Below are 18,826 nucleotides of genomic sequence, written 5' to 3'. Positions count from 1 at the left end.
CCCGGCGAGAAGGGCCTGAGCAACTAAAGCAACCGCTCCTCCGGTTGAAAGGCCGGAGGAGCGCTCGATCACCCCAACGACAGAAGGAAACGGCATGTTCAGGTTTCTGCTTGTCCGCATCGCCTCTGCCATTCCGGTGCTGCTTGTCTTGAGCGTGGCGACCTTTGCCATCATCCAGGCCCCGCCCGGAGATTACAGCGACTACATCCGCTCGCAGCTGATCAACCAGGGCGGTGCGTCCTACGAGGAGGCGGAAGCCCAGGCGCAGGCCTATCGCAAGGAGCATGGGCTCGACCGGCCGACGGCGGTGCAGTACGTCAACTGGATGACCGGCATCCTGACGCGCGGCGATTTCGGCCACAGCCTCTATTACAACAAGCCGGTTGCCGATGTCGTCGGCGAGCGCCTGCCGCGCACGCTGGCCCTGGCTCTCGTCTGCCACATCCTTGCGTCGATCATCGGCATTTCCTTCGGCATCATCGCGGCGACGCGGCAATATTCCTGGATCGACAGCCTGCTGTCGACGGTTGCCTTCCTCGGCATGACCGTGCCGCGCTTCCTGATGGCGCTGATCATCGTCTACATCCTCGTCTTCCATTTCAACGTCAGCGAAATCAACAGCTTCCATTCGGCCCGCTATGGCGGCGCGCCCTGGTCGTGGGACAAGTTCGTCGATCTCGTCAAGCATGTCTGGCCGGTCGTCGCGATCGCCACCTTCGGCGGCCTCGCCTACAATATGCGGGTGATGCGCGGCAATCTGCTCGACACACTGAACGCCCAATATGTCGAGACGGCCCGCGCCAAAGGCTTGAGCGAAGGGGCCGTGGTCATGCGCCACGCGGTTCCGAACGCCCTGCATCCGCTGATCATGTACCAGGGCGTGGTGCTGCCCTACATGCTGACCGGCGAGATCGAGACCGCGATCATCTTCGCGCTGCCGACCGTCGGTCCCGCCATTGTCGGCTCCATGTGGGTGGGTGACGTCTATGTCACCGCCACCTTCATGCTGGTGCTGTCGGCAACGCTGATCCTCGGCAACATCATCGCCGACATGCTGCTGGCGGCCCTTGATCCGCGCGTGCGTCTCGGAGGAGCCCCGGCATGACCGTCGAGATTGAAACCACCCTCCCGCTGGTCGTCGAACCCAGGAACGAGCAGCACAACGAAAGCTACCAGGCGCTGGTCTGGCGCCGGTTGAAGCGATCCTGGACCGGCATGCTCGGCCTCGTGCTCGTCGGCCTGTTGCTTTTCATGGCGGTCTTTGCCGATTTCCTGTCGCCGGTCGATCCGAAGGCCACGGGCGTCGCCTTTGCGCCGCCGCAGGCGATCAGCTTTACCGACAAGGACGGCAATTTCGTCTTCTCGCCGCGCAGCTATCCCTTGACCGACGGCACGGAACTTGACCCGATCACCTTCCAGCCGATCATCGGGCCTGACTACGAGAACCCGCAGATCCTGGGCTTCTTCGTCAAGGGCGCGCCCTACCGCCTCTTCGGCCTGATCCCGGCCGAGCGTCATTTCTTCGGTGCAGTCGATGGCTCGGCGGTGCACCTTCTCGGAACCGACAAGTTCGGTCGCGACGTGCTCTCGCGCATTCTCGTCGGATCGCGCATCTCGCTGATGATCGCGCTGATCGTCGTCTCGATCGTCACGGTCGTCGGCACGACGGTCGGCATGGCGTCGGGCTATTTCGGCGGCCGCTTCGATGTCTGGACCCAGCGCTTCGTCGAACTGGTGCTCGCCTTCCCGCAACTGCCGCTCTATCTGGCGCTGACCTCGCTGATCCCGGTAACGGCGCCGACCAACGTCTTTCTCGCCTTCGTCATCATCGTCATGTCGGCGCTCGGCTGGGCGCAGATGTCACGGGAAGTGCGCGGCAAGACCTTGGCGCTCGCCCGCATCGACTACGTGCGCGCGGCGATCGCCGTCGGCGCCAGCGACCGGCGCATCATCTTCCAGCACATCCTGCCGAACGTGATGAGCCATGTGATCGTCGCGGTCACGCTGTCGATCCCGCAGGTGGTGCTGCTTGAATCCTTCCTCGGCTTCCTCGGGTTTGCCGTCAAGCCGCCGCTCATTTCCTGGGGGCTGATGCTTCAGGACACCTCCACCTATTCCGTCATCGGGTCCTATCCCTGGATCCTCTCGCCGGTCGCCTTCGTGCTTGTCACGGTCTTCGCCTTCAATGCCCTTGGCGACGGCCTGCGCGACGCCATCGATCCCTATTGAGGAGGACGCATCATGACAGAGACATTCGACGTCCTCGCAGCCGCTCCGTCCGAGCGCAGGGACCTTGCCGAACGGGCCGGCCGGCCGATCATCGATGCCCGCAACGTTGCCGTCCGTTTCAAGGTCGAGCATGGCGCGGTGGAGGCGGTGAAGGACGTGTCCTTCCAGCTCTACCGCGGCGAGACCATTGCGATCGTCGGGGAATCCGGCTCGGGAAAATCGGTCACGGCGCGCAGTGTCATGGGGCTCTTATCCAAGCGTGCTACCATCGCCCCGCAATCGCGCATCGACTATGACGGCAAGGATGTGCTGAAATTCTCGCCGCGTGAGCGGCGCGCCTTGCGCGGCAATCGCCTCGCGATGATCTTCCAGGAGCCGATGAGTTCGCTGAACCCGGTCTATACGGTGGGAACGCAGATCATCGAGGCGATCCGGGCACATCGCCGGATCAGCCGCCGCGCGGCAACCGAGCGGGCGCTGGAACTGCTGCGTCATGTGAAGATCCCGGATCCGGAGCTGCGCATCAACCAGTATCCGCACCAGCTCTCCGGCGGCCAGCGCCAGCGGGTGATGATCGCCATGGCGCTTGCCAACGATCCGGACGTCTTGATCGCCGATGAGCCGACGACAGCGCTCGACGTCACCGTCCAGGCGCAGATCCTCAACCTCATCCGCGACCTGCAGCGCGAACTCGGCATGGCGGTGATCCTGATCACCCACGACCTGACGGTGGTGCGGCAGTTCTCCGACTATGTCTATGTCATGCAGTACGGCGAGGTGAAGGAGCACAACACCACGGCCGCGCTGTTCGCCAACCCGTTGCACGCCTACACCAAGCGGCTGCTCTCATCGGAGCCGTCCGGTGCGGCCAAACAGCTGCCGGACAACGCCCCGATCATGCTCGACGGGCGGGACGTGAAGGTCTGCTTCACGCTGAAGAAGGGTGGTCTGTTTCGCCCGCAATTCTCCGAACTCATTGCGGTCGACAAGCTCAGCCTCAATCTGCGCAGGCACGAAACACTCGGCCTCGTCGGTGAATCCGGTTCGGGCAAGACCACCTTCGGCCAGGCGCTGATCCGCCTTCTCAATGCCGATGGCGGCGAGATCTACTTCGACGGCATCCCGATCCACGACAAGGACCGGACGGCGATGCGGCCCTTGCGCTCGCGCATCCAGATCGTCTTCCAGGATCCGTTCGCCTCGCTCAATCCGCGCATGTCGATCGGCCAGATCATCGAGGAGGGGCTGGTCGTCAACGGCATCGGCGTGAACCGCAAGGAGCGGGTCGAGCGGGTGGTCGACGCGCTCACCGCGGCCGGCATGCCCGGCAATATCCTGTCGCGTTTTCCGCACGAGTTCTCCGGCGGCCAGCGCCAGCGCATCGCCATCGCGCGGGCGATTGCGCTCGAACCGGAATTCATCCTGCTCGACGAGCCGACCTCGGCGCTCGATCTTTCCGTCCAGGCCCAGATCATCGAGCTGTTGCGCAAGCTGCAAGACGAGCGGGGACTGAGCTACCTCTTCATCTCCCATGACCTCAAGGTCGTGCGTGCCCTCTGCCACCGGGTGGTGGTGATGCAGCACGGCAAAATCGTCGAAGAGGGGCCGGTAGGCGAAATCCTTTCCAATCCCAAGACCGCCTACACCGAAAGGCTCGTACGGGCCGCCTTCGATGTGGCAGCATGACCGTCAGAACTGAGAGGCAATCCATGACCAGACAACCCAAGATCACCTTCATCGGGGCCGGCTCCACCGTCTTCATGAAGAACATCATCGGCGACGTTTTGCAGCGGCCGTCGCTGTCATCAGCAACCATCGCGCTGATGGACGTCAACCCCGAGCGCCTCGGCGAAAGCGAGATCGTCGCCGGCAAGCTGGTGCGCACGCTCGGGGTGAAGGCGAAGATCGAAACCCATTCCAACCAGAGACAAGCGCTTGAAGGGGCCGATTTCGTCGTCGTCGCCTTCCAGATCGGCGGCTACGAGCCCTGCACGGTCACGGATTTCGAGGTGCCGAAGAAATACGGCCTGCGCCAGACGATCGCCGACACGCTCGGCGTCGGCGGCATCATGCGCGGGCTGCGCACCGTGCCGCATCTCTGGAAGATCTGCGAGGACATGCTGCAGGTCTGCCCGAACGCGATCCTCCTGCAATACGTCAACCCGATGGCGATCAACACCTGGGCGATTTCCGAGCGGTACCCGACGATCCGCCAGGTCGGCCTCTGCCACTCCGTCCAGGGCACGGCCTTTGAGCTTGCGCGCGATCTCGATATCCCCGTGTCGGAAATCCGCTACCGCGCCGCCGGCATCAACCACATGGCCTTCTACCTGAATTTCGAACACCGCCAAGCCGACGGCAGTTTCCGCAGCCTCTATCCGGATCTGGTGCGCGGCTACCGCGAAGGACGGTTCCCGAAGCCCAGCCACTGGAACCCGCGCTGCCCCAACAAGGTGCGCTACGAAATGCTGACGCGGCTTGGCTACTTCGTCACCGAAAGCTCGGAGCATTTCGCCGAATACACGCCCTATTTCATCAAGGACGGCCGACCGGACCTGATCGAGAAATTCGGCATTCCGCTCGACGAGTACCCGAAGCGTTGCGTCGAGCAGATCGAGCGCTGGAAGCGCCAGGCCGCAGCCTTCAAGGAGGCGGAAAAGATCGAGGTGGCCGAGAGCCACGAATACGCCTCCTCGATCATGAATTCGGTCTGGACCGGCGAACCCTCTGTCATCTACGGCAACCTCAGGAACAACGGTTGCATCACCTCGCTGCCGGAAAACTGCGCGGCGGAGGTGCCGTGCCTGGTCGATGCGTCGGGCATCCAGCCGACCTTCATCGGCGACCTGCCGCCGCAGCTGACCGCGCTGATCCGCACCAACATCAACGTCCAGGAACTGACGGTTCAGGCGCTCGTGACCGAGAACCGCGAGCATCTCTATCACGCCGCGATGATGGACCCGCACACGGCGGCCGAACTCGATCTCGACCAGATCTGGTCGCTCGTCGACGATCTCTTGATTGCCCATCGCGACTGGATCCCGGAATGGGCACGGGTGTCGAAGAAGGTCCAGGCGGCCTGACATTTTCTCCCGGTCAGGTCGTAAACAAGCCCCGGAACGTTCCGTTCCGGGGCTTGTTCATAGTGGAAATGAAGGCGGCGCCAGCCGTCCGGTCAGTTCGCCCGTGCCTCGAGCCAGTCGTGCCATTGTTCCTCGCTGCCATGGAAGACGTTGAGGTCGATCTTGCCGTCGACGCCCTGCGACAGGCCCGAGCCCGAATACTGCCAGAACAGCCACTTGCGGTTCGGGTATACGATCGAGGGGTGCTGGGCGACAGCGCGCAGCCAGAACGGATACTGCTTGAACGCGCCCTGCAGGTTGTCCTTGTAGAAGTCCGGCGCCGTGTAGATGATCGGGCGCTGGCCGTAATGGGCCTCGAGCTTGTCCATGAACACCTGCATCTTTTCGCGCACGCGCTCGGGCGACAGGCGGCGCTTGCAGCTGGATTCGCCGTTGTATTCCACGTCGATCACCGGCGGCAGTGCGCCCGGCTCGCGCGGAACGTTGCGGATGAACCAGTCGGCCTGCTCGCCGGCCGTGCGGCACCAGTAGAAGAAGTGATAGGCGCCGCGGCGCATGCCGGCGGCTTTCGCGGCACGCCAGTTCTTCTTGAACATCGGGTCCAGATGGTCGCCGCCGTCGGTCGCCTTGATGAAGGCGAAATTGGCCCCTTGCGTACGCAGCTTGGCCCAGTCGATGTCGGCCTGCCAGCGCGAAACATCGACGCCGTGCACGGCCATCTTGCGGGGGTTCTTGGCGCGACCGAAATTGATCGGCTTGGCGTCGCGGAAGCGGTGGCCGTAGATCTGCGAGCGGCCCCGCGGCATCGCCTGCGTTACCGGGTTTTCCGGCGCGACGAAGGCGACCGGCCGCGCGTCCGGAACGGGCGTCACTATCGTCGTGGTCGTCGTCGTGTTGGCGGCCGGCGCGAAAGCCTCGGGCTCGGGAACCGGTCCGGCCCAGGCGAGCATTTCCTGCGGCGGGGCATCCTGGATGTATTGCGGCGGCGTCGCCTGCGCGGTCGCCTGACCGACGCTCGCAGCCGGTACGGGGGCTGCCGTCAGTGCAACGGAGCTGGTCGTCTCGCGCGAAGGGCGCGGTGCGATGGTGTCGAGGCTCGAACTGGAAGAGCAGCCGGAAACGAGGCCGGCAAGCAGGATCGCGGTCGCAGATGAAAGACGCATGGGCACCCGTACGCAAAACAGGTCGACGGCGATCGCCGGCCGACAGGTGTGAAATAGCTAACGGAAGATTACCCGAAAAGTTTGAATCCAATCTTACCAACCGAACCCAACTTTGCGCACTCATGGTTGCAGCGGGTAAGGCACATTGCCGCAGCCTGTTGGTGACCTGAAGCGCGCGCCCTGTCGGACGCGCTGGTCGTCGTCACGCTTTAAAGGGTTGCATAATCCTCCCCTTGACCGGTTAGGCTCAAGGGGAGCTGCGTCAGTTCGGGGCCGGTTCCAGCCCTCGGCCCGCGCGCTGCCGCTGGCCCCTGCGAAAATCCAGATTGCGGGCGATGGTCTCGTCGAGCGCGCCTGAGGCGTCGGTGATCATCGTCGGCGAAAAATGCGACCGGAAGCCTTCGTTTACCCGGAATGCCGGGGTGTAGAGGGGGCCAAGCGGCTGCGTCGTCGTGACATAGGTCAGGTTGTCGTCGCTTCCCGAACCGGTCGGCAGGCCGTGGCGGTGCATGACCGAGGGAAGCGCGAGCCTGAGGCTGTTGGCAAGCAGATGCACCATCTGTCGGCCGGACAGCGTACGGCGGTAGTTGCGGTAAAAGCCGAGGCAATGGCGCAGGATGCGCGCGCGGTTGCCGTCGAGCCGCGACAGCTTGCGGGCAAACAGCGCCACGGCGTCGATCTCGTCGAGCGGACGCGTCATCAGGGTGAAGCCGTCCATGTCGCGCAGCTTGGCCGAGGGCAGGAAGCGGCCTTGTTCCACGCATTCGTCAAACAGCGGCGTGCCGAGCAGCGGGATCGTCAGGCTGAGAAACGCCGGCAGCGGCATCGTGCTTTCGCCAGTGATGAAGTCGAGTTCGTCCTGCATGGCAGCCATTGTCTGCGACGCAGGATCGAACATCAGGCCATACTGGAAGGCGACGCCGGCCTTGAGGCAGGTTCGAATGGCCTCCAGCTGCGGAACCACCAGGTTCTGCTTCTTCTGGTAACGCTTGAGTTGCGCTTCGCTGAGGGTCTCGACGCCGCTGAAAAGACCGAGACAGCCGGCCGCCCGCACCGCTTCGAGATTGTCGGGGTCGCGAAAGAAATCGCCGGTGACCAGCGCGATCCAGCCCTTGAACAGCCCCTGCCGCCAAAGCCTGCCGATCAGTTCGAGCTTGGCGTGAAACGCGTCCTTGCTGTTGCCGTAGAAATTGTTGTCGATGAACAGCACGTATTTGCGGGCGGGCGCATTGCGCAATTGCGCTTCGATGTAAGCGGCATCGTAGTTGTGATAGCGCCGGCCCTCGGCGGTCAGCGCGCAGAAACTGCATTTGAAATTGCAGTAGCGGCTCGTCTCGACGTAGCTGATCGGGCCGCCCCACCTGGCAAGGTCGAAACGCGGCAGGATCGTCTCGGAAACGGCCCATTCCCCGAACACGTCCTTGATCACCGCCTGCATCTCTTCGATGTCGCCGTCGCAGGCGTAGTCGAAGGTCTCCGCACTCGACACCGGCAGGTTGCGCACGGCCGGTCCGCCGGCGACGACCACGCAGCCGGGCGATTTCGTGCGGGCGTAGGCGGTCAGATGACGCATCCGGTCGAAGGCCGCGGTCACGCCGGTCAGCACCAGCATGTCGAGCTCGGCAAATGCCGCCTCGTCGGTGAGCGGGCCGTCGTGGAACTCGCTATAGGCGCGAAGCTGCACGCGCTCCCTTGCGAAGGCGCCAGCAAGGAACAGGTGGCCGGTGCCCTGGGGCAGGAAATCCGGCCGACCGCCCGGGTTGCGGGTTTCGTCGAAATGGGCAAGCACGATGAGAATGCGCGGCGGACGGGTTCGGTTCATGCGCGGCCTCCGTGGGATCTGGCCATCGGGACTTCTGGCGAGGTATCGGCCTGGTCGAGGGGGAGCACCTCGCACCAGGTCGCCCGGCGCAAGGAGAACATGGTCTCGAATGCCTGTTTTGCCGTCGCATCCTTCGGGCCGGCCGGGTGCCTGAGCACGGCAAGTGCCATGGCTGGCATCTCCAGCCGGATCGCCTCGGCAAAGGCATATTGGGCGACGCGTTCGGCGCGGCGTTGCCGACCGCGGCGCAGATTGAGGGTGGCTTCGCCCAGGGCCGCGGCCGGCCGGCCGATCGGATAGACCCGCGCGAATTTCTCGAGCTTGCGAAGGACGAGCTCGGCCGCGTTGAGATCGCCGCCGTCAGGATCGCTCGCAACGTCGAACAGGCGCACAAGCGCCGGCAGGGTGCGCGTCTTCATGGCCGGGTTCAGCGTCCGGCACCAGGCGAGCCCGCGTTCGAGCCAGGCCGCCGCAGCGCTGGCATCACCCTTTCGCCTCGCCGCCTCGTTCAACAGCGATGCGCCTTCGATGCAGTGGACGAGTTCGAGCCCGTCGGTCTGTTCGCGCAGGATGGTTTCGAGTTCGTCAAGGTCCCCCTCGATCGCGTTCCACCGACCGAGCGCCGAATGGCCGCGCAGGCGGCCGAGCAGGCCGCAGCCAAGAACCTGCATGTCGCCGCGCCGGCGCGCTTCCTCGCAGATGCGCTGCACAAGGATTTCCCATGGCGCAATGCCCTCGAAGGCCGATGTCAGCAGCCAGGGGCCGGAAATGGTCTCAAGGCCGACGGCCACTTCGCACCAGCGCCGGAGATCGCCGACCGTCGAGGCATTGTTCAGCCCGGCCTCGAAGGCCCGTTTGCCGTCGAGCCAGTGGCCGACCCCGATCTGATACATGCCCGACAACAGGTCGACGCGCACGCGGGTTCCCAGCTGGTCGACACGCTCGGAGAGCGCGGCCGCCAGCCGGCTGTAGTGTTCCGCCTGGCTATGCAGCGGGATCACGCCGCAGATCGCCCCAAGGCTTGCATAGTTGGCTGCCGTCGTCGGCGAGACGTTGCGGTTTCGCTCGGCGAGATTCGTGGCCCGGAGCGTCGCATGGATGAGCCGCATCTTCTCGCTGGTGAAGTAATAGATCCGCGTCAGGTCCTCGTGCGCTCTTGCCGCAAGCAGGAACGGGTCGGAAGGCGAGCGCGAGATCTCGCGCTTCAGGATCCACGTGCTGTCCCGGTGCGTCACGCGGCGCCATACCTGTTCGGCCAGGTCGAGAACCAGATGCAGCGCCAGGCCGGCAGAGGTGCGCGGCAGCGGCAGGCCGGAGAGCCGCAAGCCTTCCTCGTAGGCGTGGCGCGCCGCTTCGGCGCGACCGAGATTGAGGCTGGCCTCGCCGAGCAGGAAACACGCAGCCGCCCGTCGTGCCGGCGCAATCGCGATCGCACGCTCGCGGGCCGTCCTGAAGAAGCGTTCGATCAGGTCGACGACGGCGGCATTGTCGAACTGGCGCAGGCGCAGTTCGGCGACCCGATCAAGATATTGGAACGCGCGTGCCGCTTCATCCGCGCGCTCCCAGTGGCTAAGGATGCGTGGGAGGTTTTCGGCGTTGTCGAGTTGCCCGTTTTCCTCCATCGCCTGGCCAATACCGCGATGGGCCTCGCGGCGCTGCTCCTGAAGCATGCTGTCGTAGATGGCCTGGCGGATGACGGCATGGGCGAACATGAAGCGACCCGGCCGGTCGTCGACCGGCTTGATCAGGTGAACGGCGCACAGCCTCTCGATGCTGCCTTCGATGTCGAGCGCCGTCTTGCGGATCGGCGGCAGGGCGCTGAGTTCGGCCGCCGAAAACGTCGTTCCCATCGCGCTTGCGATTTTCAGGAGCACCTGCAACTCCGCCGGAAGCTGGTCAGTGCGGGCGATGACGGTAACCCTAGCGGTGTTGAGCAAGGTTTGGTCGTTCGAGCGGGTTTCGGCAAGGGCGATCGGTGCCGGTGCATCGGAAGCGCCAGGCAACCGACGCTCACCGATCATCCGGCAGATTTCGCAGATCAGAAGCGGGTTTCCCGCCGACTGCGCGTAGACCGCTTCGCCAAAGCCGTCCGCAGGGGACGTGCCCCCGATCGAGGCGCGAACGAGCGCGATCGTGCCCTCGAAATCCAGCGGCATCAGATTGAGCGTCTGCGCCCCGTCATGGTGCTGGCCGGTCCATCGTGCCAGGTCCTGCTGTGTTCTGGGCGTGCGGGTCGACACCACCACCGGCACCGGTGCCGTTCCGGAAACGACGCGCCCAAGCAATTGGCCGGAGGCTTCGTCGAGCCAATGCGCGTCCTCAAGCACAATGAGGCCCTGTCCCCAGCCGAGGCTCGTGGTGATAAGTTCGCCGAGCAGTTCGCGCAGCCGATGGGAGCGGCCGTCGCCCGACATGGCCCTGGTCTCGGTGGTATCGCTCAAGGTCAGGTTGATCGCGTCGTTCAAGAGCGGGGCGAGATGCGCGAGCTCCGGCCGCGTCGCAAAGAAGCGGGCGACCTCATCGGTCGCCTCCTGGCCGCGCAGGTCGCCGATGCCCAAGAGGTCACGGATTACTCCGCGCCAGCCGAAATAGGGCACATCGCGCTCGATGTCGTCGGCATTGCCAACCAGAACGCGGTTTCCGCGGTCGCGGCAGCGTTCGACGAAGGCGCGCAACAGGGCGGATTTGCCAACCCCGGATTCGCCCTTGACGATCATGACGCCGGAGTGGCGCGTGCCTGCGCGTTCGAGATAGGTCGACAGGGCGGCAAGCTCGCTCACCCGGTTGAGAAGGATCGGCGACCGTGCGTTGGCGGTCGGCACGGTCTCGGCGATCGGCGCGAAGGCCGACACGCCGCCGCGCACGCCGGGAATGGCGAGCGTCCATGGCCCGGAAAAGGCGATCTGTCCGGCGGTCTCGGTCGCCGTTGCCTGGTCGACGAGGATACGCCCGGCGGCAACGCTTGCAAGCCGCGACGCCATGTTCACGGCGGCGCCGATGACGGTATAGTCGGCGCGCTTGCTCGTCCCCAGGGCACCGCAGAAACTCTCGCCGGTAGAGATCCCGGCCGACAGCCCCAGATCCGGCGCGTCGAGCTCGCTTGACAGCCGGAGCGCTGCAAGGATCGCGCGCCGGGCGTTGTCGGCATGCTTTTCGCCGGGCAAGCCGAAGACAGCGAACACTTCGAGCCCGTTGGCGTGCAGGGCCGTGTGCAGGATCTCCCCGCCGGTCCGGCCGGCCACCGCGATCGACCGGCCGACGATCCTGTTCAGCCGGTCGAGATCGGTGTCGAGGTCCTTGCCTGATATCTGCACGAACAGCGCCGTGACGGTTCTGAGATCCGCGAGCCACTCGGACAGCGGCGAAAGCAGGCGGCTGCGAAGCGATAGCGGCAGATAGGCTTCGAGCCGCTCGCTGGCGGCATCGGACCGCCCGTTGGGCGCGACCTTTGCAGCCGCGTAAGGGGTGATGCCGGTAAGACGCGCGGTTCCGTCGCGACCGGGGCCGCCCTTCGCCCTCCTGCCGATCAGCTGCCACACGGCGCTCGAAACGAGAATCTCGCCGGCGTCGCTCAGCTGTCCGCAATGGTCGGCCTGGGCCAGGCAATCGCCGGCGACGATCAGCCAGCGCTGGTCGAGGCGGGGAACGAGGTGCAGCAGCGTGATGTCGCCGGCGCCGACGGCGATGCGCAGTTGGAGCGCGTCTTCAGGCCCGCCCGGTCCGCCGATCTCTTCGCGAATGCGGCCGGCGCAATAGCAGCTTCGCCAAGCAATCTGCTCGAGCTCGTCGCGGGAGGATGCCCGCCAGCCGGCAATCAGGCTGTCGCCTGCGAAGCTCAATACGGTGCCGCCGTGTTCTTCGATGTGCCTGATGAGGGCGCCCATGAAGCCATTGAGCAACAGGCTGACACGCTCGGCACCGGCGGCGCGGTCGCTTTCGGACCATTTGGCCGTCAGGCGGGTAAACCCGGAAATGTCGGCAAACAGCAGCGAGCCGACAAAATCCTCTCGCGTCGGAGCAGGCGATTGCGTTGCCGTCGCAGAGGACCACTGGACCAGGGCTCCGGACAGGTAACGTTGGAATTCATACTTGCCGGTGCCACCAACCACGCAAAATTCTCCCCAAGATTTCAGAGTAACATGCCTCCTGCCCAACTGAAAGGAGACTCGCGTGACCTGCCGGACACCAGTAACGGCAAGTAAATAGCCATTCCGAAAGGCGGCGAGACGGAGTAATGTTCGCCTCGATTGTTCGAGGGGGGTCTCGCGACAGGAGAGGACGATGGGGGTCGACTTGACTGGTCCGGTTGCCGCCGTGACACGGCGCGATGCCTTGCGGTTTGTCACGGCTGGCTTGATGGCGAATGTGCTTTCCGGATGTCGCCACGACTGGCCGCCGGCGGCCGCGTGTGACCTGCCCTATCCGATCATCGACGTTCATTGTCATTTCTTCAACGCCGCCGATGTGCCGGTTGACGGGTTGGTGCGCTACTTGGCGTTGCGGGAAGGGGCGCCGGACAAGAAAACATCGAAGCTGGTTATCGGCTTGGCCGTCGTCCTCGTGGTCGCGCTCGCGGAGGTTGCGCCGGAAGCAAAGGACGAGCTTGCCGTGCTTCTGAAGCGTGCGCGCCCTCTTTCCGACGCTGAACTCGCGCTGCGTCGGGACGAGCAGTTACACAAGGCGATGAGAGCGCTGATTGCGCTTGCCAACGGGGAGCGTACGGCGAGCGAATTCGTTCCGCGCAGCCGTGCCGACCAGTCTGATTTCGAAGTCCTCTTGGGCGAGCTCGCAGACCAGGCCAACCTGCCACGCAACTTTCAAAAGGGTGTGGGCGGTGTGAGCGACGAGGATGTCGCTGCGATCGTCAAAGCCGCCAAGAGCCACGACATCATCGGTGTCTATGTCAGGTTCGTGCAATTGATGCAGGACTACCGGAAAGATCTCGCTGAGAGTTATCTGCGGATCTATGGATCCCGATGCAGCGCTCTGTCGCTGATCACCCCGAGTATCTTGGATTTCGAGAAATGGATAGGCGGAAAGGTTTCACCGCAACACGACCAGATCAACGTCATGCATGAGATACAGCAGGTCGTGGCCAGGGAGCACGGCATCCGCATGCATAGCTTCGTCAGCTTCGATCCGCGTCGCGAGGCGCGTGACCCGGGCTCCTCGCTGAAGAATGTTGAAGACGCAATCATGTGCAAGGGGTTCATCGGGGTCAAACTCTATCCGCCGATGGGGTTCAAGGCGATTGGCAATGAAACTGAGCGGGGGATCGATACGGCGCTGCGGCGCCTCTATGATTGGTGCTGCCAACACGACGTGCCGATCATGGCGCACGCGGAAAACAGCCTTGGCGCGCGCTGTGGCAACGGCAGCCTTGCAAGCCCTCAACATTGGCGGGAGCTGCTGAAGTGTGAGCGCTACACGAATCTGAGGATCAACCTGGCGCATTTTGGCGGTTTCGACGAGGAACTGCGCGAGGGGGAGTGGACCGGAGTGGTGGTCAATTGCAAAAAAGACAAATTCTCGGGGCCGCCGAGCTGGGAACAGATCATCGGAGAGACGATCCATGATGATCATCGGCTTAACCTCTATGCGGATCTGAGCTATCTGAGCGAACTGGTCAGTACCACAAATGCCGATTTGCACTATGAAATCAGGAAGCGGCTGAACGCATGGATTCAAACCTATGACACCGACGCCCGTCACCTGATGTTCGGCACCGACTGGTCGATGATGTCGCGGGAAAGGAACTACAACAACTACGTGCCGCGAATGGTCGACGGCCTCGCCAAGGCAGATATCAGCGACGGCCTCCGACAGAATATTTTCTGGCGCAACGCTTCACGCTTTCTCGGTCTGGACCGTCCAGGGCCGACACGCGATCGGATTGCTGCCTATTGCGTCAAACACGAGCTTGGCGTGGATTGGCTTGCCGATCTGGCGATGACCTGAGGCGCGGTGATCACCGTGGAGGAGCGCCGAATCAAGGCACCCGACATGTAAAGTCGGACTTCATACTTGGCGGCGCCACCGGCCAGCAAATTTCCCTCCAAGATCTTAGAGTAAGATTCCTCCCGCCCGACTGAAAGGCAGGGCGCGAGATCTAGGTTATGGCAGTAACGGCAAGTAAATATCTGTTTCGTGGGGCGCGCGGACGGAGTAATGTTTGCCCGATTGTTCGAGGGGATCTCGCAGCAGGAGGGGATAATGGGGGTTGGTTGGGCGGGGCCGGTTGCCGCCGTGACGCGGCGCGACGTGTTGCGGCTTGTCTCGGCGGGCGTGGCGGCAAACGTGCTTTCAGGATGCCGGACCGACTGGCCTCCGGCCGCAGCCTGCCAGCTTCCGCACCCGGTCATCGACGTTCACTGCCACTTCTTCAACGCGGCCGATGTGCCCGTGGAGGGGCTCGTGCGTTATGTGGCGCTGCGCGAGAAGCGGCTCGATGCCCGGCTCTCGACGGATGCGGTCGAGGCGAAGGGCCTGGAAAATGCGCTTGTGGTGTTTCTCGTCACCGCACTTGGCGATGTGGCGCCCAGGGCCCGGGACGAAACCGCGATCCTTCGAAGAGAGGTGCCGCGGCCGTCCGCCAAGGAACGCGAGCGGTTGAAGGACGAACAACTGCGCGAGGCGATCAAGCTCCTGGTCGAGCGCGCCGGCGAGCAGCAGTCGACCTTCGCTGCGCGCAGCCGCGGCGGCGAAACGCCTGATCATGCAGGTCTGCTGAGGCAGCTCGGCGGCACAGCCACGCTTCCGCAGACGTTTCAGCGGCGTTCGGGCGGCCTCGCCGAAGAGGACGTCGACGCCCTGGCCACGGCTGCCAAGTCGCACGAAAAGATCGGCACCTACCTTGCCTTCGTCCGGTTGATGCAGGACTACCGGGAGGATCTGGCCGATACCTATGCGCGGATCTTTGCGTCCAAATGCCAGTTCTCGCTGATTACGCCGAGCATTCTCGACTTCCAGAAATCAATCGGCGGCAGGGCTTCGCCGCAGCACGACCAGGTGGATGTCATGGACGAGGTGCAGCAGCTCGTCATCAGGCGGCATGGCATCCACATGCACAGCTTTGTCGGGTTCGATCCGCATCGCGAGATTGAGAAGAAGGGCTCGTCACTGGAAACCGTCCAGTATGCGATCATGGAAAAGGGGTTCATCGGCGTCAAAATCTATCCGCCAATGGGCTTCAAGGCCTGGGGAAACGCCAATCCCGCAATGGATGCGGCGCTCAAGCGCCTTTACGACTGGTGCCAAAAGCACAGCGTTCCGATCATGGCGCATGCGGAAAACAGCATCGGCGCCGGCTGCGGCTTCGGCAATCTGGCAAGCCCTGCCTATTGGAAGGCGCTGCTCGACACGAACCGCTACAACGACCTCCGGATCAATCTGGCGCATTTCGGCGCCTTCGACGAGGTCCTGCGGCCGGGCGCGCCGACCGGCGTGATGGTGAACTGTGCGCAAGACAAGTTTTCCGGGCCACCGACATGGGAAGACATCATCGGCACGACCATCGCCCATGAGCGCCGCCCGGACCTGTTTGCCGACCTCAGCTATCTCAGCGAACTGGTCAGCGATCCGGATGCCAGCCTGCACGAAAAGATCCGCGTGTTGCTGGACCAGTGGCTGCAGACCTACGACCGGGACGCCCGGCACCTGATGTTCGGCACCGACTGGTCGATGATGGCGCTCGAAAAGGACTACAACGCCTACGTCCCACGCATCGTCGACGAACTGCGGCTCGCCAAGATCAGCGACGAGCATCAGCAGAACATCCTCTGGCGAAACGCTTCGCGTTACCTCGGCCTCGACCGGCCGGGTCCGACCCGCGACAGGCTCATGGCCTATTGCCGCAAGCGCAATCTGGACGTCACCTGGCTGTCGCAGCTCACGATCGCCTGACGGTGCGAATCCCGGCCGGCGCCGGCACTTTCATCGCCAGCGCGCCGTCTTTTCGATCCACTCCCGTGTCCGGCCCTCGGGGTCGGCGTTGAGGGTGATGTCGGTGACGACGGCGGCGCTGTCGGCGCCGTGCTCGAACACGCCGTCGATCCGTTCGACGTTCAGTCCGCCGATCGCGACCAGCGGCAGCGGTGCGACGCGCTCTCGCCAGCTGGCAAGACGGGGAAGGCCCTGCGGCTGCCATTTCATCTTCTTCAGGATCGTCGGGTAGATCGGCCCCAGCGCCACATAGTCGGGCTTGGCGTCAAGCGCCGTCTCAAGCTCCGCCTCGTCATGGGTGCTGAGGCCGAGCTTCAGGCCGGCGCTGCGGATCGCGGCCAGATCGGCATCGACCAGATCTTCCTGTCCGAGATGGACGAAATCGCAGCCTTCCTCGATTGCAAGACGCCAGTGGTCGTTGACGATCAGCTGGCAACGGTAGCGCGCGCAGACCGCCTTTGCGCGCCGGATTTCGTCGCGAAGCTCCACTTGCGAGCGTTCCTTGATACGAAGCTGCACCAGCCTGACGCCGACGGGCACCAGCCGGTCGATCCAGTCTGCGCTGTCGACGATGAGATAGAAGGGATCGAGGCTCATGCAAAGACTGCCTTTCCGATGACAGGTGTCGAGGGCACGGCAAAGTCGCGCGGCTCAAGCATGCCGGCGTTGAAGGCCTCGCGGCCGGCGTCGATCGCGCGGGCAAAGGCAGACGCCATCAGTGCCGGCTTTGCCGCGCCGGCAACGGCGGTGTTGAGCAGCACGGCGTCGAAGCCGAGCTCCATGACCGTCGTTGCGTGCGACGGCCGGCCGATGCCAGCGTCGACGATCAGCGGGATATCGGGGAAATGCGCCCGCATGGTGCGCAAGGCCTGCAGGTTCTGCGGACCCATGGCGCTGCCGATCGGCGCGCACCAGGGCATCAGCACCTTGCAGCCGGCCTCGACGAGGCGCTCGGCCACCACGAGATCGTCGGTGGTATAAGGGAAGACGTCGAAGCCTTCGGCGCTGAGGATGCGCGCCGATTCGACCAGCCCGAAGACGTCGGGCTGGAGTGTGTCGTGATGGCCGATCACCTCGAGCTTGATCCAGCTGGTGGAAAAGACCTCGCGCGCCATCTTCGCAGTCAGCACGGCTTCCGATACCGAATGGCAGCCGGCGGTGTTCGGCAGAACCCGCACGCCAAGCCCCCGGATCATCTCGAAGAAGGCGCCGCCCTGGCGGCCGCCGGCGGTCTCGCGTCGGAGCGAAACCGTGACGACCCCCGTGCCTGACGACCGGACCGCGTCTTCGAGAATGGCGGGGGAGGGGTAGCGGGCGGTGCCGAGCAGCAGCCGCGAGCTGAGGTCCTGTCCATAAAGCGTCAGCATGTCTCAGCCTCCTTTCATCGGCGAGAGAATTTCGATCCGGTCGCGGTCGCAAAGCGCGTGCGCCTTGCGGTCTGCCCGGTGCACAAGCTCGCCGTTGACGGCAGTGGCCAGCCAGTCGCCCTCGAAATCGAGGGCGGCCAGAAGTTCGGCAAGGGTTTCGATGGCGAGGTCGTGGTCCTCGCCGTTGACGGTCAGTTTCATCGAGCATCTCCTTTCATGTCCCGTCCGCACATAAGGTCGGCCGCCGTCGCGGCCAGCGCCGGTGAAAGCAGGAAGCCGTGGCGATAGAGCCCGTTGAGCGTGACGGTGTTGCCGGTGCGCGTGGCGCGCGGCAGATTGTCGGCAAAGGCCGGACGGACGCCGGTGCCGGTTTCAACGAGCCGCGCCTCTCCGAAGGCCGGATGCAACGCATAGGCGGCGTTCAAGAGCTCCATCATCGAGCGGGCGGTGATCGGGCCGCGATCGTCGGTCTCGATCATGGTCGAGCCGCACATGAAGAGGCCTTCGCCGCGCGGCACGATGTAGAGTGGAATGCGGGGGTGGATGAGGCGAACGGGCCGCGACAGCGCCACCTCGCTGGTCTGCAGGTAAAGCATTTCGCCGCGCACGCCGCGCAGGCCTTCGGCGCTGCCGATTTTCGAAGCACCGGTGCAGTCGGCAATGAGCCTGTCGCCTTGATCTCCGTCGATGGCGTCGACGAAGGCGACGCCCCGGTCTTGGAGCTTCCGCCGCAGCGACTGGAGCGCCCGGCGTGGGTCGAGGTGCGCCTCGCCGGCAAAGAACAGCGCGTGCTGGAAGCGGCCTGCGAGCGCCGGCTCCAGCCTGGCGATCGCCGCTGCGTCGAGCCATTCGAGGCCGGAGGTGCGCGCGGCAAAGCGCCGGAGTTCGCCCGTGTCGCGCGGCGGCGCGACCACGAGCGTGCCGTTGCGGCTGACCTCGCCGGGAAGTGTGCGGTCCCACCAGTCGATGGCGCTGATGCCATCCGTCAGGACCGGCTCCTCGGCGCTTTCCCGTTCGCACCAGGGGGCAAGCATGCCGCCGGCAAACCAGGATGCGCTCGCTGCAAACCCGGGTTCAGGCTCGAAAACGGTCACCTCCACGCCACGGGCGGCGAGCTCGTGGGCCAGCGTCAGGCCGACGACGCCGGCGCCTTTGACGAGGACGCGCATCGTCATCGGCCCTGCCGGTTGCGGGCGCGACACGCGCCGGTGTCAGGAAGGG

The 18,826-nt window shown here is 64.3% G+C and carries 13 protein-coding genes; 6 read left to right on the top strand and 7 right to left on the bottom strand.

The genetic code is table 11. The features are described from left to right. The first annotated feature begins 94 nt into the window (after positions 1-94). Genes VGO12_RS28215 through VGO12_RS28200 form a run of 4 tightly spaced genes read left to right on the top strand, consistent with a single transcriptional unit; the run spans position 95 to position 5,312 of the window. Positions 95-1,105 (top strand): ABC transporter permease, encoded by a 1,011-nt coding sequence (locus VGO12_RS28215; protein WP_327516032.1) that lies wholly within the window; start codon positions 95-97, stop codon positions 1,103-1,105. Continuing rightward, positions 1,102-2,229 carry an ABC transporter permease gene (locus tag VGO12_RS28210; RefSeq protein ID WP_327516031.1) on the top strand — a complete coding sequence of 376 codons (1,128 nt, stop codon included), beginning with the start codon at positions 1,102-1,104 and terminating at the stop codon, positions 2,227-2,229. Before VGO12_RS28215 ends, VGO12_RS28210 begins: the two co-directional genes overlap by 4 nt. Before the next feature lie 12 nt (positions 2,230-2,241). Beyond that, entirely contained in the window at positions 2,242-3,915 is a 1,674-nt protein-coding gene (locus VGO12_RS28205) for an ABC transporter ATP-binding protein (RefSeq protein ID WP_327516030.1), read from the top strand. Positions 3,916-3,938: 23 nt separating this feature from the next. Then, a complete protein-coding gene (locus VGO12_RS28200; protein ID WP_327516029.1) occupies positions 3,939-5,312 on the top strand; it encodes an alpha-glucosidase/alpha-galactosidase in 1,374 nt (457 codons plus the stop codon). Between the two features lie 92 nt (positions 5,313-5,404). On the opposite strand, the gene VGO12_RS28195 is transcribed toward VGO12_RS28200, so the two are convergent. From VGO12_RS28195 to VGO12_RS28185, 3 genes are all read right to left on the bottom strand, one after another. Further along, a complete protein-coding gene (locus VGO12_RS28195) occupies positions 5,405-6,475 on the bottom strand; it encodes a GH25 family lysozyme (protein WP_327516028.1) in 1,071 nt (356 codons plus the stop codon). 262 nt (positions 6,476-6,737) lie between these two features. Beyond that, complete coding sequence (locus tag VGO12_RS28190; RefSeq protein WP_327516027.1) at positions 6,738-8,297, bottom strand: B12-binding domain-containing radical SAM protein; 1,560 nt, start codon at positions 8,295-8,297, stop codon at positions 6,738-6,740. Further along, positions 8,294-12,406 (bottom strand): AAA family ATPase, encoded by a 4,113-nt coding sequence (locus VGO12_RS28185; protein WP_327516026.1) that lies wholly within the window; start codon positions 12,404-12,406, stop codon positions 8,294-8,296. Before VGO12_RS28185 ends, VGO12_RS28190 begins: the two co-directional genes overlap by 4 nt. A gap of 172 nt (positions 12,407-12,578) precedes the next feature. On the opposite strand from VGO12_RS28185, the gene VGO12_RS28180 reads away from it, so the two are divergent. Beyond that, positions 12,579-14,255: an amidohydrolase family protein gene (locus tag VGO12_RS28180; RefSeq protein ID WP_327516025.1), complete on the top strand. Its 1,677-nt coding sequence runs from the start codon at positions 12,579-12,581 to the stop codon at positions 14,253-14,255. 255 nt (positions 14,256-14,510) lie between these two features. Then, the gene (locus VGO12_RS28175; RefSeq protein ID WP_327516024.1) at positions 14,511-16,199 is read left to right on the top strand and encodes an amidohydrolase family protein; all 1,689 of its coding nucleotides are present in this window, start codon (positions 14,511-14,513) and stop codon (positions 16,197-16,199) included. A gap of 30 nt (positions 16,200-16,229) precedes the next feature. Here VGO12_RS28175 and VGO12_RS28170 read toward each other — a convergent pair whose 3' ends face one another. The 4 genes from VGO12_RS28170 to thiO are packed head-to-tail and all read right to left on the bottom strand — an operon-like array spanning position 16,230 to position 18,774. Next, positions 16,230-16,835 (bottom strand): thiamine phosphate synthase, encoded by a 606-nt coding sequence (locus VGO12_RS28170; protein WP_327516023.1) that lies wholly within the window; start codon positions 16,833-16,835, stop codon positions 16,230-16,232. Then, positions 16,832-17,605 (bottom strand): thiazole synthase, encoded by a 774-nt coding sequence (locus tag VGO12_RS28165; RefSeq protein ID WP_327516022.1) that lies wholly within the window; start codon positions 17,603-17,605, stop codon positions 16,832-16,834. Before VGO12_RS28165 ends, VGO12_RS28170 begins: the two co-directional genes overlap by 4 nt. A 3-nt stretch (positions 17,606-17,608) precedes the next feature. Then, on the bottom strand, positions 17,609-17,806 hold the full coding sequence (thiS, locus tag VGO12_RS28160; protein WP_327516021.1) for a sulfur carrier protein ThiS: 198 nt from the start codon (positions 17,804-17,806) through the stop codon (positions 17,609-17,611). After that, positions 17,803-18,774 carry a glycine oxidase ThiO gene (thiO, locus tag VGO12_RS28155; RefSeq protein ID WP_327516043.1) on the bottom strand — a complete coding sequence of 324 codons (972 nt, stop codon included), beginning with the start codon at positions 18,772-18,774 and terminating at the stop codon, positions 17,803-17,805. Before thiO ends, thiS begins: the two co-directional genes overlap by 4 nt. Between the last annotated feature and the right edge of the window lie 52 nt (positions 18,775-18,826).

It is taken from the genome of Ensifer sp., from assembly GCF_035999135.1.
GTDB lineage: Bacteria > Pseudomonadota > Alphaproteobacteria > Rhizobiales > Rhizobiaceae > Ensifer.
The sequence above is the reverse complement of the archived record's forward strand: the minus strand, read 5'-3'. Positions and strand labels throughout refer to the sequence as shown.